The 12533-nt window shown below is 58.2% G+C and carries 16 protein-coding genes and 1 pseudogene; 8 read left to right on the forward strand and 9 right to left on the reverse strand.

What is annotated here, in order from left to right; translation table 11 throughout:
• Window position 1: 1 nt before the first annotated feature.
• The 3 genes from argJ to ACP4CD_RS19530 are packed head-to-tail and all read right to left on the reverse strand — an operon-like array spanning window position 2 to window position 2525.
• On the reverse strand, window positions 2–1216 hold the full coding sequence (gene argJ, locus ACP4CD_RS19520; protein WP_426992203.1) for a bifunctional glutamate N-acetyltransferase/amino-acid acetyltransferase ArgJ: 1215 nt from the start codon (window positions 1214–1216) through the stop codon (window positions 2–4).
• Between the two features lie 44 nt (window positions 1217–1260).
• Window positions 1261–1485 (reverse strand): sulfurtransferase TusA family protein, encoded by a 225-nt coding sequence (locus ACP4CD_RS19525; protein ID WP_426992205.1) that lies wholly within the window; start codon window positions 1483–1485, stop codon window positions 1261–1263.
• Window positions 1482–2525, reverse strand: a complete 1044-nt coding sequence (locus ACP4CD_RS19530; protein WP_426992206.1) for a tRNA (5-methylaminomethyl-2-thiouridylate)-methyltransferase — start codon at window positions 2523–2525, stop codon at window positions 1482–1484. Before ACP4CD_RS19530 ends, ACP4CD_RS19525 begins: the two co-directional genes overlap by 4 nt.
• Before the next feature lie 118 nt (window positions 2526–2643).
• Between ACP4CD_RS19530 and ACP4CD_RS19535 the strand changes: the two genes are divergently transcribed.
• The 4 genes from ACP4CD_RS19535 to ACP4CD_RS19550 all read left to right on the forward strand — a co-directional run bounded on the left by ACP4CD_RS19535 (window position 2644) and on the right by ACP4CD_RS19550 (window position 5663).
• On the forward strand, window positions 2644–3804 hold the full coding sequence (locus tag ACP4CD_RS19535; RefSeq protein WP_426992208.1) for a PilT/PilU family type 4a pilus ATPase: 1161 nt from the start codon (window positions 2644–2646) through the stop codon (window positions 3802–3804).
• A gap of 125 nt (window positions 3805–3929) precedes the next feature.
• Window positions 3930–4142, forward strand: coding sequence for a DUF6447 family protein (locus ACP4CD_RS19540; protein WP_064030962.1), 213 nt, complete (start codon window positions 3930–3932; stop codon window positions 4140–4142).
• Window positions 4143–4172: 30 nt separating this feature from the next.
• A complete protein-coding gene (locus tag ACP4CD_RS19545) occupies window positions 4173–5015 on the forward strand; it encodes an endonuclease/exonuclease/phosphatase family protein (RefSeq protein ID WP_064030924.1) in 843 nt (280 codons plus the stop codon).
• A gap of 108 nt (window positions 5016–5123) precedes the next feature.
• Window positions 5124–5663: a hypothetical protein gene (locus ACP4CD_RS19550; protein ID WP_064030923.1), complete on the forward strand. Its 540-nt coding sequence runs from the start codon at window positions 5124–5126 to the stop codon at window positions 5661–5663.
• Between the two features lie 632 nt (window positions 5664–6295).
• Here the strand turns inward: ACP4CD_RS19550 and ACP4CD_RS19555 are convergent.
• From ACP4CD_RS19555 to ACP4CD_RS19570, 4 genes are all read right to left on the reverse strand, one after another.
• Window positions 6296–6628, reverse strand: coding sequence for an NGG1p interacting factor NIF3 (locus ACP4CD_RS19555; RefSeq protein ID WP_426992209.1), 333 nt, complete (start codon window positions 6626–6628; stop codon window positions 6296–6298).
• A 22-nt stretch (window positions 6629–6650) separates the two neighbouring features.
• Window positions 6651–6800 (reverse strand): hypothetical protein, encoded by a 150-nt coding sequence (locus ACP4CD_RS19560; protein ID WP_157197959.1) that lies wholly within the window; start codon window positions 6798–6800, stop codon window positions 6651–6653.
• Between the two features lie 14 nt (window positions 6801–6814).
• A complete protein-coding gene (gene lexA / locus ACP4CD_RS19565; protein ID WP_426992210.1) occupies window positions 6815–7441 on the reverse strand; it encodes a transcriptional repressor LexA in 627 nt (208 codons plus the stop codon).
• Between the two features lie 108 nt (window positions 7442–7549).
• Window positions 7550–8950, reverse strand: coding sequence for an exonuclease domain-containing protein (locus ACP4CD_RS19570; RefSeq protein WP_426992211.1), 1401 nt, complete (start codon window positions 8948–8950; stop codon window positions 7550–7552).
• 110 nt (window positions 8951–9060) lie between these two features.
• Between ACP4CD_RS19570 and ACP4CD_RS19575 the strand changes: the two genes are divergently transcribed.
• Together ACP4CD_RS19575 and ACP4CD_RS19580 are read left to right on the forward strand one after the other, a co-directional pair.
• Window positions 9061–9462, forward strand: coding sequence for a hypothetical protein (locus ACP4CD_RS19575; RefSeq protein WP_064030919.1), 402 nt, complete (start codon window positions 9061–9063; stop codon window positions 9460–9462).
• Window positions 9463–9519: 57 nt separating this feature from the next.
• Window positions 9520–10185 carry a response regulator transcription factor gene (locus tag ACP4CD_RS19580; protein WP_064030918.1) on the forward strand — a complete coding sequence of 222 codons (666 nt, stop codon included), beginning with the start codon at window positions 9520–9522 and terminating at the stop codon, window positions 10183–10185.
• Here ACP4CD_RS19580 and ACP4CD_RS19585 read toward each other — a convergent pair.
• Window positions 10161–10454, reverse strand: coding sequence for a hypothetical protein (locus ACP4CD_RS19585; RefSeq protein WP_426992213.1), 294 nt, complete (start codon window positions 10452–10454; stop codon window positions 10161–10163). The two genes, ACP4CD_RS19580 and ACP4CD_RS19585, sit on opposite strands and share 25 nt — an antisense overlap.
• Window positions 10455–10550: 96 nt before the next feature.
• A complete protein-coding gene (locus ACP4CD_RS19590) occupies window positions 10551–10988 on the reverse strand; it encodes a hypothetical protein (RefSeq protein ID WP_426992214.1) in 438 nt (145 codons plus the stop codon).
• Between the two features lie 217 nt (window positions 10989–11205).
• Between ACP4CD_RS19590 and ACP4CD_RS19595 the strand changes: the two genes are divergently transcribed.
• Both ACP4CD_RS19595 and ACP4CD_RS19600 read left to right on the forward strand, forming a co-directional pair.
• Window positions 11206–11505, forward strand: a complete 300-nt coding sequence (locus ACP4CD_RS19595; RefSeq protein ID WP_426994714.1) for an ATP-binding protein — start codon at window positions 11206–11208, stop codon at window positions 11503–11505.
• Window positions 11506–11648: 143 nt separating this feature from the next.
• Window positions 11649–12080 (forward strand): annotated as a pseudogene (locus tag ACP4CD_RS19600) (TonB-dependent receptor plug domain-containing protein); the annotation flags it as partial.
• Window positions 12081–12533: the final 453 nt, after the last annotated feature.

Below are 12533 nucleotides of genomic sequence, written 5' to 3' on the forward strand. Positions count from 1 at the left end.
ATTAGGTCCGGTATTCGGCGTTGATCTTGACGTAATCGTAGGAGAAATCGCAGGTCAGCACTTCCTCGCACGCCTCGCCCCGGCCCAATCGGACCGTGACCAGAATCTCTTCCAGGTTCATCACGCGTTGGCCGTCTTGCTCGGTATATAGCGGCGAGCGGCCGCCGTTCTCGACGATGCAGACGGTGCCCAGATAAATTTCGATGTTTTCCAGTACCAGGTTTACGACGCCGGCCCGGCCGACCGCCGCCAGGATGCGGCCCCAGTTGGGGTCGCTGGCGAAGAACGCGGTTTTGACCAGCGGCGAGTGGGCGATGGTCTTGGCGACTTGTACCGCTTCGGCTGCGCTCGAAGCTTGTTCGACCCGGATGCGGATCAATTTGGTGGCGCCTTCGCCGTCGCGGATGATCAGTTCGGCCAGCCGCTTGCACACGGCGGTGACTGCGTCGGCGAATTTTGCGTAGTGCTCGCTGTCGGCCAGAATCTCCGGCGCCGTGCTGGTGCCGCTGGCCAGCAGTACGCAGGCATCGTTGGTCGATGTATCACCATCGACGGTAATCCGGTTGAACGAGACTTCCGCCGCCGCTGCTAGGCATTGTTGCAGCAGGGACTGGTCGATGGTCGCGTCGGTGGCGATGAAGCCCAGCATCGTCGCCATATTGGGTTGGATCATGCCGGCGCCCTTGGAAATGCCGGTGATCGCGACCGGATGGCCGCCGATGTCGACGACGGTCGATGCGCCTTTCGGGAACGTATCGGTGGTCATGATCGCTCGGGCGGCCTGGTCCCAGTGGGTCTCCGCCAGATCGGCGACCGCCTTAGGTAGCGCGGCGGTTAACTTGGCGACCGGCAGCGGTTCGCCGATGACGCCGGTCGAAAACGGCAGCACTTGCTGGGCGAGGCCCTCGACTTCGCCGGCCAGGCTGGCACAGCAGGCGAACGCGTCTTGCAAGCCTTGCTTGCCGGTGCCGGCATTGGCGTTGCCGGAGTTCACCAACAGCCAGCGCGGCGCCATGCTCAGATGGGATTTGGCTAATTGAACCGGCGCGGCGCAAAAGGCGTTCTGGGTGAATACCGCCGCGCAACTGCCGCCGTCGGCCATCTCGACGACCAGAATGTCGTCGCGTTGGGTTTGTTTAATGCCTGCGTTGCAGGTACCCAGTTTGACGCCTTGGATGGCGTGCATGATCGGAAATTCGGTGTGACCTACTGCCATTTTCTATCCTGTTAACCTGTGGTCCGAAAACTCTGACGTGGAACTTATCCTACTTGCAGAACAATAACATACTCGCCGTTTTCCGCGCGGGTCTCCAGCACGGCGTGACCGTTAATCCGGCACCAGGCCGGGATGTCCTGCATCACGCCGGGATCGGTGCATTCCACGGTGAGTTGGTCGCCACTTTGCAGGGTTTTGACTTTATCCTGGGTGCGAATCACCGGCAACGGGCAGAGCAGGCGGCGGGCGTTTAGCGTGAATTCGTTCATACAAACCAAGCCTCGGGGATTTGATCGGCCGCCAACGGGGCCACGCTGATTTGGCGTTCGTTGCCCTGCCGGTCGCGGATGGTTACGTCCACGTTCGCGGCATCGCGGCCTTGACCGTAACGGGCCAGGATGCGGGCAGCCAAATGCAGATCGTCTTCGTCCGGGGTGCCGTCGATCAGCACCAACGGGCCGCGATGGCTCGCGCAGTTCATGCTGACGAATTCTTTTTTATAGCCGCTCATGAAGCGGGCCTCGCCGTCCTCGCGGGCTACGATCAGTTTGAAATGCGGCTTGGGCCGAATATGCCGGCCGACTTTCAACAGCATCACGTCGTCCAAGTCGTAGTCGCGCTTGCCGCGCGCCTGCCATAAGTCGGCCAATTTTTGGGAATAGGCGGCGTCGGTCAAAAAGCAGCAGCCGCCGGCCGGTTGGGCGTAATCGCTGAAACCGTATTGCTTGGCTAGCGCCATCTGCGGTTTGCGCGAGCGGCCGCTGAAGCCGAACAATGCTTCTCGGCTGATCCAGCCCTCGCGCTCAGGCAAGGTCGCCGGCAGGTTTTGCGCGGACAAGGGCCTTACCAGCAAGTCGTCGGCGCCGGATTCGGCGGCGACGATGGGCATGGTTTGCTTGCGTTGCGACATCGGCCGTTGGCCGACGACTTCGCCGGTGATGATGAAGTCGAAACCGTTTTCCGCCATCCATTGCTTGGCCTTGTTGACCATGAAAATCTTGCAGTCCAGACAGGGGTTCAGATTGGCGCCGTAGCCGTGCTTGGGATTCAGCAGAACTTGCTTGTATTCTTCGATGATGTCGATGATATGCAGCTTGATGCCCAGTTGCTCGGCGACCCACAGCGAATTGTTGCGCTTGGTTTTGGCTTCGTCCTGTTTACGAATGGCGTGGGTATGGCCTTCGACGCAAAATCCGGTGAAAAAATTGATGCCCTCGACATGAATGCCTTGCTCGAGGATAGCCTTGGTGGCCAGCATGGAATCCAGGCCGCCGGAAATCAACGCTACTGCCTTACGTTGTTGACTCATAACCGCAAACGTCTAATCGAGAAAAAGCCGGGCATTATACCGGTTCGGGGCGGCGGGGCTTCAACTTGTTGAGGGCTTGGCCTACACTTTGGCGGATTTCCCGACGCGAGGCTGTGCAATGGAATTTAAAGATTACCTGAAAATTTTGGTTCAACAAGACGGTTCGGATTTATATCTGACCGCAGGCGCGCCGCCGGCCGCTAAATTTCACGGCACGCTGCGGCCGCTGGAAAACATTCGACTGACCAACGAAAGACTTAAAGAGATAGCCCATGCCATCATGGATGCCGATCAGCGCGCGGCCTTCGAACAGGTACCGGAAATGAATCTAGCCATCGCCGAGGAAGGCGTGGGCCGGTTTAGGGTGAATATTTTCAAGCAACGCAGCAATTACGCGCTGGTGATCCGCAACATCAAGGTCGATATTCCCAACGCCGACACCCTGGGCTTGCCGCAGGTGCTGAAAGACAAAATTATGGAAAAGCGCGGCCTGATCTTGTTCGTCGGCGGCACCGGCTCCGGCAAATCCACCTCGCTGGCGGCCTTGATCGATTACCGCAACAGCCATGCGTCCGGCCACATCATTACCATCGAAGATCCGATCGAGTTCGTCCATCCGCACAAGAAATCGCTGGTGAATCAGCGCGAGGTCGGCGTCGATACGCTCAGCTATGAAGACGCGCTGAAAAACACGCTGCGCCAAGCGCCCGACGTGATTTTGATCGGCGAGATACGCAGTCAGGAGACGATGGAGCACGCGCTGGCCTTCGCCGAAACCGGCCATCTGTGTCTGTCCACCTTGCATGCCAATAACGCTAATCAGGCCTTGGACCGGATCATCAATTTCTTTCCGGAAGAACGCCGTCCGCAATTGTTGATGGATTTGTCGCTGAACTTGCAGGCCTTTGTGTCGCAACGCTTGGTGCCGACCGTGGAAGGCAAGCGGGTGGCGGCGATCGAGATTTTGTTGGGCAGCAAACTGGTCAGCGATTTGATTCAGAAAGGCGATGTGCACGCGATCAAGGAAGCGATGGAAAAATCGGAAAACATCGGCATGCAAACCTTCGACAGCCATTTGCTCAAGCTCTACAAAAGCGGAGTGATTTCGCTGGACGAAGCATTGCGCAACTCCGACTCGCCGAACAATTTGAAACTCAAAATCAATCTCAGCGAAGGCCTGGGTTCGGCGACCGGCGACGACAAACCCAGCCTGGCCGATACCTTGTCGTTGCAGGAAATCGTCAAGCCTGAGGAAAATGAAGACGAGGGCGGGCATTGATCGGCGGTTTGACTCCCGGAATGGCGGCGCCGTCGAAACGAATTTGTCATATTCGCCGATTAAACTCGCATACGGTCGGCCGTGCGGGCCGAACCGCTCACTTTGATCTATTCCGGAAATATTCGATGGCCGATCCAAACACCAGCATTCCAACCTTGACGATAGGCGACAAAACTCACCCGATCGACAGCCTTAGCGACATCGCCAAGACTCAATTGTCCAATCTGCAAATCGTCGACGCCGAAATCCAACGGCTGCAACAACAGTTGGGCATCGCCCAGGTCGCGCGGGAAACCTTTCTCGCCACCTTGCAGGCCGAATTCGCCAAATTGGGTTAACGCCATCGGCATCGGCCGCCGTCCAGAACCATGGCGTTCACGCTGTTAACGCTGAATCTGCATACCTATCAGCAACATCCACGGCAAAACTGTTTCGAAACCATGCATTTGCACGAGCGAGAAGTGCAAATCATCGCCGAAGCCATCGCTCAGCAGCGTATCGACGCTGTCTGTTTTCAGGAAGTCGGCGAATACCGGTACGATCCGATAACGCGCCCGTACGGCGAGTCGCCGTCGAATATGGCATTTCGAATTTGCCGGCGTTTGCGGGAATGGGGGCAGTGGTTTCATATCCACCAGGACTGGAGTCATATCGGCTTTCAGCTATGGCGGGAGGGCACGGCCATCCTGAGCCGCTATCCGTTGCATCATAACTATGCCGCTTACGTGTCTCACGATCGCGGCAAAGATAACTATATGTCGCGCAATGTGACCGTCAGCTGCATCGACCTGCCTCGGTTTGGCTTGCTGCACGTTGCCAACGTGCATCTGAGTTGGGCGCATCACGGTTTCCACGAGGAATACGCCCGCTTGAAACAGTTGATCGCTTCCCGCCGGCATTTCGGCGTCAGAGGTGATTTGATCGTTGGCGATTTCAATGCGCCGGCCGGCGACCACGCCTATTGCCATATCGTCGGCAATGGCGAATACGTCGATCAATATTACGAGTTGCATCCGCATCGGTTTCACGAACCGACCTTTCGCGGGCAGATCGACGGCTGGCGGCATAGTCCGCCCCGGCGTATCGATTACATCTTCAAACGTAACGGGCATCCGTTGCGCATCCGCGAGATGACACCCATCTTCAACGACGAATTTTATCCCACGGTGTCGGACCACTTCGGCTACTTGGCTCGATTCGAGCTGTTCTGAGTCGGGCTGGCGGCGCTGTCGTCAAATTGCGGTAACCGGACCTTAATCGTCCTGTCATCGGCGCCGCTCTACAATCCCCGCATTCCTTTCCGAACTGGAAGCAATGCAATGAAAGTCCGCGTTCTGATTTGCTTGACGATGGGTTTGCTTTGGGGTTGCTCGACAGCCGATTTCCGCCGATCCGCTTGGCCCGAGGGCATGCCGGCGCCGGTCGGATTTGCCGAACATTACCAGCGAGACCGCCAAAATGCCGAGTTGCAAAGTTTGCAGGAATATCTGACCTGGGTCGAACGTTTTTACCGGGGTTGGGAGCTGCATCCGACGGGCTGGATTGAAATTAGCCGGGATTTGACGACCAAGCTTGCCGATCCCTCGCTAAAACACCAGACGCAAGCAAAACTGGAGCGTTTGGGAGCCGCCATCGCGGCGGAGTGGGCCAAGGATAATACGGTGCGCCGCATCACGACCCGGCATATCGCGATATGGGGCGAAGCCTTGCGCAAATCGGCCGAACGCGCCGAACTCCCGAGCGTACTCGACCGTGTGCTGGATGATGTGGACAACCTGCTAAACAGCCGAATCGCGGCGGACGTGATTACCGAAAACCGTTTTTACATCGTTGACGATGTGCTCAATGAAATTCATTGAAGACCGGTTTTCCCCAGATAGCCCCGCTATCGATCCGCCTCGGAGAAGCGTCCAATTCGGCTAGGACTGGGGGCGCCATCCATCCGCGGAAAGCCTGAAAGGCCAAGAAGCTTGAGCCGGGGAAGAGTTAACGCCGTGCAGCATAACGGATGCGAACGATCTTCGTGTTTGGGTTCGGCTACCCTTTTGCGAGAAGGAGCCGAAGTCCGCGCCGGACGAAGCTTAAGGTCGCGGAATCCGCGTGCTTGACGACGAATAACAGCTCAAAATTCGTTTGGACCATACTTCCATTGACATGGACTGGATATAAATCCAGGCCGGAGGCGTACAAAACGCGCCGGACCCTACTTCCAGCAGCTTCGGCGGGGCTACCGCCGGTTGCTGCGGCGCCGTGGCCGATGTTGAGCGTGCCACCGAGGGTGGCGCGGGTGTGGTCGAGACTCCGGTAACTGCCTTCCGGAGATTTTTATATCCGGTCGGGACGGTTTAGCATGCGATAACCGTCGGCGGAAGCGCGGGCGGCTGTGCCGGAAGTCTGAAAAAACGCCGGCAACGTCTTCAAGCCGTTTTAAAATCGAAAAATGCGGCGTTGGCGACGTCTCGAGCAGGAGCGAGGCTGGTTGGCGAGTCGCCTAATCGGCTGTGGGTAGCGCGTCGGGATCGATCAAGCGATGGATTTCGTAAGCCGGTTGCTGGTAGGGGTGACTGGCGAGCAGCGCGGCCAGCGCCGGACGTATCGCGGACGCGCTGCAAACCATTTCGACTTTGTATTCCTCGACTTGCGCCACCTCGCCGGTTCGGCCGGAGTAGGGGACGCTACCGGGCAACGGCCGAAATTGACCGATGCCGAGGCTTTGCCAACAGCATCGGTCGTAATCGCCGACATGGCCGGCGCCGGCGGTGAACAGCGCGTTTTTGACCGGCTCCAGATGGCTGGCGGGTACGAAAAAGCACAGCTTATACATCGTCAATATCCGTAGGCTGGCGTCAACCGGTCGCCAGCAAAAACACACCCCACAATACGATCACCAACGTGATTTCTTCCAGCATATTGATCGCCGACTGGCGGGCGACCCGGTTCAGCATCGCGACTTGGTTGGCTTTTTGGTCGCGCATATGGACGGTGTGACGAATCATGATTGCCTCCGGTTTTAAGGGTGGGTGTAACTGCGCATCTGGCCTACCAGCACGCCTTGTATCTCCACTTGCTCGGGCCGAAAACGCATGGCCTGCATCTGAGAATTGGCGGGAACCAGCAGGGTTTCGAGGGGGTATTGCTCGATAAATTTCAAGGTGGCCTCGGCCTTGTCGACCAAGGCCACGACGATTTCGCCGTTGCGGGCGTGGCTGCGTTGCTCGATCACGACCCAATCGCCGTCGAAGATGCCGGCTTCCTGCATCGAGTCGCCCTTGACCCGCAGGATGTAACAAGGTTTGTCGGTTTTCAGCGGTTCGGGCACCGCCATGTAGGCGATGTTTTCGATGGCTTCGATCGGCCGGCCGGCGGCGATATAGCCGACTAGCGGCAGCAGACTGGAATCCTGGGTCGGGGCGGCCAACGATTTGGCGTAATCGGTCAGGCGGATGCCGCGCTGCTTGCGTTCCGGCGCTTCGACCAGGTTGGCGTCGATCAGGGCCTTGATTTGGCTATGCAGCGAACCGCGCGATTTCAAGCCCATTGCCGCGCACAGTTCTTCCAGCGTCGGCGGATGGGTGAAGCTGTCCTGGTTTTGCAGCAGGAAGTCGAAAAGCGCTTGTTGTTTACGGGTCAGTGTCATGGTTGTTCTGTGTTTGTTTTGAAAGACTATACAAACAAAACAAATCAAGAACAAGTGTTTTTTATTGGTTCTATTCTCGTGCCGGGCGGCGGTTCGGTGGGCAGTAGTTTAGAAGTTGTCGGCCAGATCGAGCCCAGCGGGTGAGCGGCTTGCCAGCGGAATAATCCGGGCCTTTTTCAGCATCTTGGCGAGCAAGGTATAGGTATCGCGATCGAAAGCCGGCCGGCCGGCCTCGAGCAGTTCGGCGACGTCGGCTTCGGTGCGGGCGCTGCCCAGGTAGCACCAGCGGTCGATGACGTGCATGTCGTCGCCTTCCCGAACGCCTATCGGGCCGGGATAGGGCCAAGTCGCCAATTTAAGTTTTTGCATCGCAACGAATAAGCGGCCGGCATGTGCCAAGTGTGGTTCGGCCCCGACGCAGGCGCCCGCGCATTTTTTCAATTGATAGCCGAAGCAGGGTCGTCCCGGCACGGTTTTCTCCAGGCCCAGCACGCTCAGGCAAAGGCCGTGTTGCTCGGCCAGACCGCGCAAGGCTTTTTGGGCGTCGCGCTGGCTGTGGTACAGGCCGTACAGATTGTCCTGACCGCCGAAATCCAGCGCGTCCGCCCAGACCAGTTCGGGGCGCACTTGTTCGCCGTGTTGCGCCAGCCGCCAAGCGCCCAGCGCATTCTTGCGGCGCAGACGGCGGTTATAGACCGGCATCATTTGTTTGATCAGCTTGGCTTCGGTCAGCAGCGCGCCCAATTCCCCGGACGTTTCCAGCCAGTCTATGCGCCTGAGTTGTTGCGACAGATTCATTTCCTTGTCGTGGCGGTGGTCCGCCGCGAAGTGGGCGAGTACCCGTTGCCGGATATTCACGCTTTTACCGATGTAGAGCGGCAAATCGTTTTCGCCGTAAAACAAATAGACGCCCGGTCCGTCGGGCAATTCGTGGGTCAACAGCGGGTCGATCCGCGAGGGCAGGCTGGATTTGCCGAGCAAACCGGCCACCGTGTCGGTCAAACGCTCGGCCGGGAATTCGCGATGCAGATGCTCCCAAAATTGATGAATCAATTGGGCGTCGGCCAGCGCGCGATGCCGATCGTTGGCGGTCAGGCCGTGCCTTTCGATCAGACTGTCCAGATTATGGTGGTGGTATTGGGGATAGAGTGCGCGCGACAATTTGACCGTACAAAGCACTTGCGGCTGAAACGGCAGGTCCAGGCGCTTGAATTCGTTTTTCAGAAAGCTGTAATCGAAACGGGCGTTATGAGCGACGAATACTCGATCTTCCAACAGTTCCCAGACTTGGCGCGCGATCGCGGAGAACGGCGGCGCGCCTGAGACCATCTCGTTGCTGATGCCGGTCATTTGTTCGATGAACAGCGGAATGCGCATTTGCGGGTTGACCAGTTGGCTCCATTCCAGGACGCCGTCGGCATCGACCAAGACGATACCGATTTCGGTAATCCGGTCTTGTCGCGGCGAGGCGCCGGTGGTTTCCAAATCGACAAAGGCTAGGGCTGGCATGGTGTTGAGTCGCTAAAATACTGTAAGGGCAGCAGGGTCGAATTCATCCGCTCGTCGCGAATTTGTTGATAAGCTATGTCCAAAATAATAACTAAACGGGAGAGTAAGACATGAAGGCTTCAATCAAGACCGTTATCGCGTTGGCGTTGGGCTTGGCGGCCGGCGATGCGCTGGCATACGGCAGTTCTTCCAGTTCCGGCCATTGCGACAAACCGATATTCACTGAGTTTCAACCGGCGCCGAATAAATACCTGCAATCGTTTACCGAGTTCAGCTTTATCGTTTCGTCCAATACCACGACGACGTCCATCGTCGCCAATATCAGTTCAGGGTCTATTCAATACCATTTATCCGCCAAGGAGTTGAAGTTTTTTCCGCTGAAAAATGGTCAGACCGAAGTCAGGGGCAAATTGCCTCGGCCGATCGAGCACGGTTTCGCGCGGCTCAACGTCACCGCGCACAGCAAGCCGGGTTGCGAGAAAACCGACGGGTATTTATTGCGGATTCAGTGATCGGCGCGCGCCGAGTCGGCGCTTGTCCCGGCAAACGCGGAGCATGGAGCTTAGGCGATGAAATTGCTGTTGGTTGAAGACGACGTTGCATTAGCGGCGCCGCTAAAGATGGACTTGGAGCGAGCCGGCTACGTCGTCGATACGGCCGCGGACGGCGAGCACGGTGAGTTTCTCGGCGCTACCGAAGATTACGACGCGGCGATACTCGATTTAGGCTTGCCCAAATTGGCCGGCCTCGATGTTTTGAAACGCTGGCGGGATGCCGGCAATACCACGCCGGTGATTGTCTTGACCGCCCGCGATGCTTGGTACGAGAAAGTGGACGGCTTCAAGGCCGGTGCCGACGATTATTTGGGTAAGCCGTTTCATCCGCAAGAATTGCTGGTCAGGCTGCAAGCCATTTTGAAACGGGTTCACCGCCATAATCAGTTTACGTTGCAGGTACTGGGCGTCCTGCTCGACGAGGACGAGCAAACCGCAGCGGTCAATGGCGGGGAGGCTTACCCGCTGACCGCGATCGAATTTCGGCTGTTGCGCTATTTCATGATGAACGCCGGCAAAGTCCTGACCAAGTCGCAATTAGGCGAACATATCTACAGCGAATCGGACGAGCCAGACAGCAATGTCATCGAAGTCTACGTCAAGCGCCTGCGCAAGATCGTCGGCAGCGATTTGATCCAGACTCGCCGGGGCCAGGGTTACGTGTTCGGAAGCCGGCCATGATGGCGTTGCGCGAGCGCCTGGGCCGCGGCCTGATCGCCGCGCTGTGCGTGATTTTCGTCGTGCATTGGATCGCGGCGGATTGGGTCATCCGCACCGTCGCTGAGGGTCAGATGGCGAATCGATTGGCCGACGACGGTTATTCCTTGCTGGAATCGCTGGCCTACGCCGACGACGATAAACTCTCGTTCAACCGCTTGCGCATCAGCTCGGTCTACAGCCGGCCGCTGTCCGGCCATTACTATCTGGTCAAAGTCGACGCCGAAGCCCATCCGTCGCCGTCGCTGCTGGATTTTCCGTTACCGATTCAAGCCGTCGGGCCGGAACAGCAGACGCTTTATCATCTGTCCGGTCCGGAAAATCGACCGTTACTGGTGTTGAGCCTGGGCGCGGTGCGCTTGGGCCATAGAATCAACATTCATATCGCCGAGGATTTGTCGGCGGTCGATCACGATATCACCTGGATACGCGCCGCCTACTTTGCGTTGACGCTGACGATTCTGATGGCTGCGATCGGCGTGCTGAGCTGGGATGTCGGGCGCGCGTTGCGGCCGCTGACGCTGGTCGGCGGCGAACTGGAACAAGTCTGCGCCGGTCGGCGTCAGCGTATCGAATTGGACGTGCCGGACGAAATCAGGCCGTTGGTGAACGAGATCAATCATTTGCTGGAACTGGTCGCCCGGCGCTTGCAGCAGTCCCGTACCGCGATCGGCAATCTGGCGCACGCGCTGAAGCCGCCGCTGGCCTTGCTGTTTCGGGTCGCCGAAGAACCGGCGTTTCTGGACCATCCCGACTTGCGCGAGCAAGTGCGGGGGCAAACCGAAACCATCCGGCGCTGCATCGAGCGGGAACTGAAACGTGCCCGGATCGCCGGAGACCAGCAGGCCAGCGCCGCGTTCAATCCCCGCAAGGAATTGGTGGCGTTAAAAAACCCTGCGGGCGATCCATGCCGAGAAGGACCTGGATATTCAGATCACCGCCCCGGACGCATCCGTGCATTTCGACCGAGAAGACATGATGGAAATGCTCGGCAACCTACTGGACAACGCCTGCAAATGGGCCAGGCGGCGCATCGACGTCGAATTGGCCTTTGCCGACGAGGTGTTGGTGCGGGTCGCCGACGACGGGCCGGGCTGCGCCGAAACCGAATTGGCGGGGTTAACCCGGCGCGGGGCACGCCTGGACGAGTCGGTGCAAGGTCACGGCCTGGGTTTGGGTATCGTCGCCGACATCGTCGATAGTTACAAAGGCAGCCTGCACCTCGGCCGCAGCAAGGCCTTGGGCGGATTTCTGGCGACGGTGCGTCTACCGTTGAGCCGCTAAATCCAGAGCCGATTTTCAGTTTCGATTCACGCGTGTTCGTTAAATTGCGTTAAGCATCCTTCGCTTCGGTTGGTGGATTCCGGCGGGAAAGCCGGCCGGGGCGGCGGATGTGCCAACTCAAATTCGAACGGGAACTGAACGAAATGCGAAATAAATGCGGAGTATGGCCGGTGTTGCTGGTGGGTGTATTGGCTCAAGGCGCTTGGGCGGTTGAGCCTGCCGAGGTCAACTTCGATCCAATCAATGACGCCGACCGGGCGGAGGCCCTGCCCAGCGTCGAAGTGGCCGAAAGCGTCGAGAAGGCCGCGACCTTCTCCGGCTCCACCTCGGTGATCGACAAGCAAACCCTGGAGCGCGACCAGGTGTTCACCGTCAACGAGGCCTTGCGCAAGGCGCCGGGTATTTACGTGCGAGACGAGGAAGGCTTCGGTCTGCGGCCGAATATCGCGTTTCGCGGCCAAAACCCGTTTCGCTCCACCAAGGTGTTGTTTTTGGAGGACGGCATTCCGTTCAACTTCGCGCCCTACGGCGATAACGACATCTACTACCATCCGCCGATCGAGCGCTACGATGGCATCGAAATTTACAAGGGCGCCGACTTGACCCAATTCGGCCCACAAACCATCAACGGCGCGATCAATTATCTGACGCCCAAGGTACCGACCACGCCCGGCGGTTTCGTCAGCTTTACCGGCGGCAACCGCGATTATCTGAACGGCCATGCCCGTTACGGCGGCATGGTCAAGAACGTGCAAGGCCTGGATGCGGTCGGCGGCGTGGTCGATTACATTCACAAGGAAGGCATCGAAAATCGCGACAACACCTTCGCCGTGGTGGACGACGCCAACCTGAAAAGCATCATCGACTTTGACGCGCGCAATCGCCTGACGCTACGCGGCGATTTTTACCACCAGGACGAGCAAGGCGCGGCCTTCGGCTTGACCGACGCCGAATACCGCAAGCTGGGCGCTCGTTACAATCCGGACAAGAACGCCAGCTTCATCAACGACCGCTGGTCCACCTCGGCC

Source organism: Methylomonas stagni (genome assembly GCF_050154735.1).
Lineage (GTDB): Bacteria > Pseudomonadota > Gammaproteobacteria > Methylococcales > Methylomonadaceae > Methylomonas > Methylomonas koyamae_A.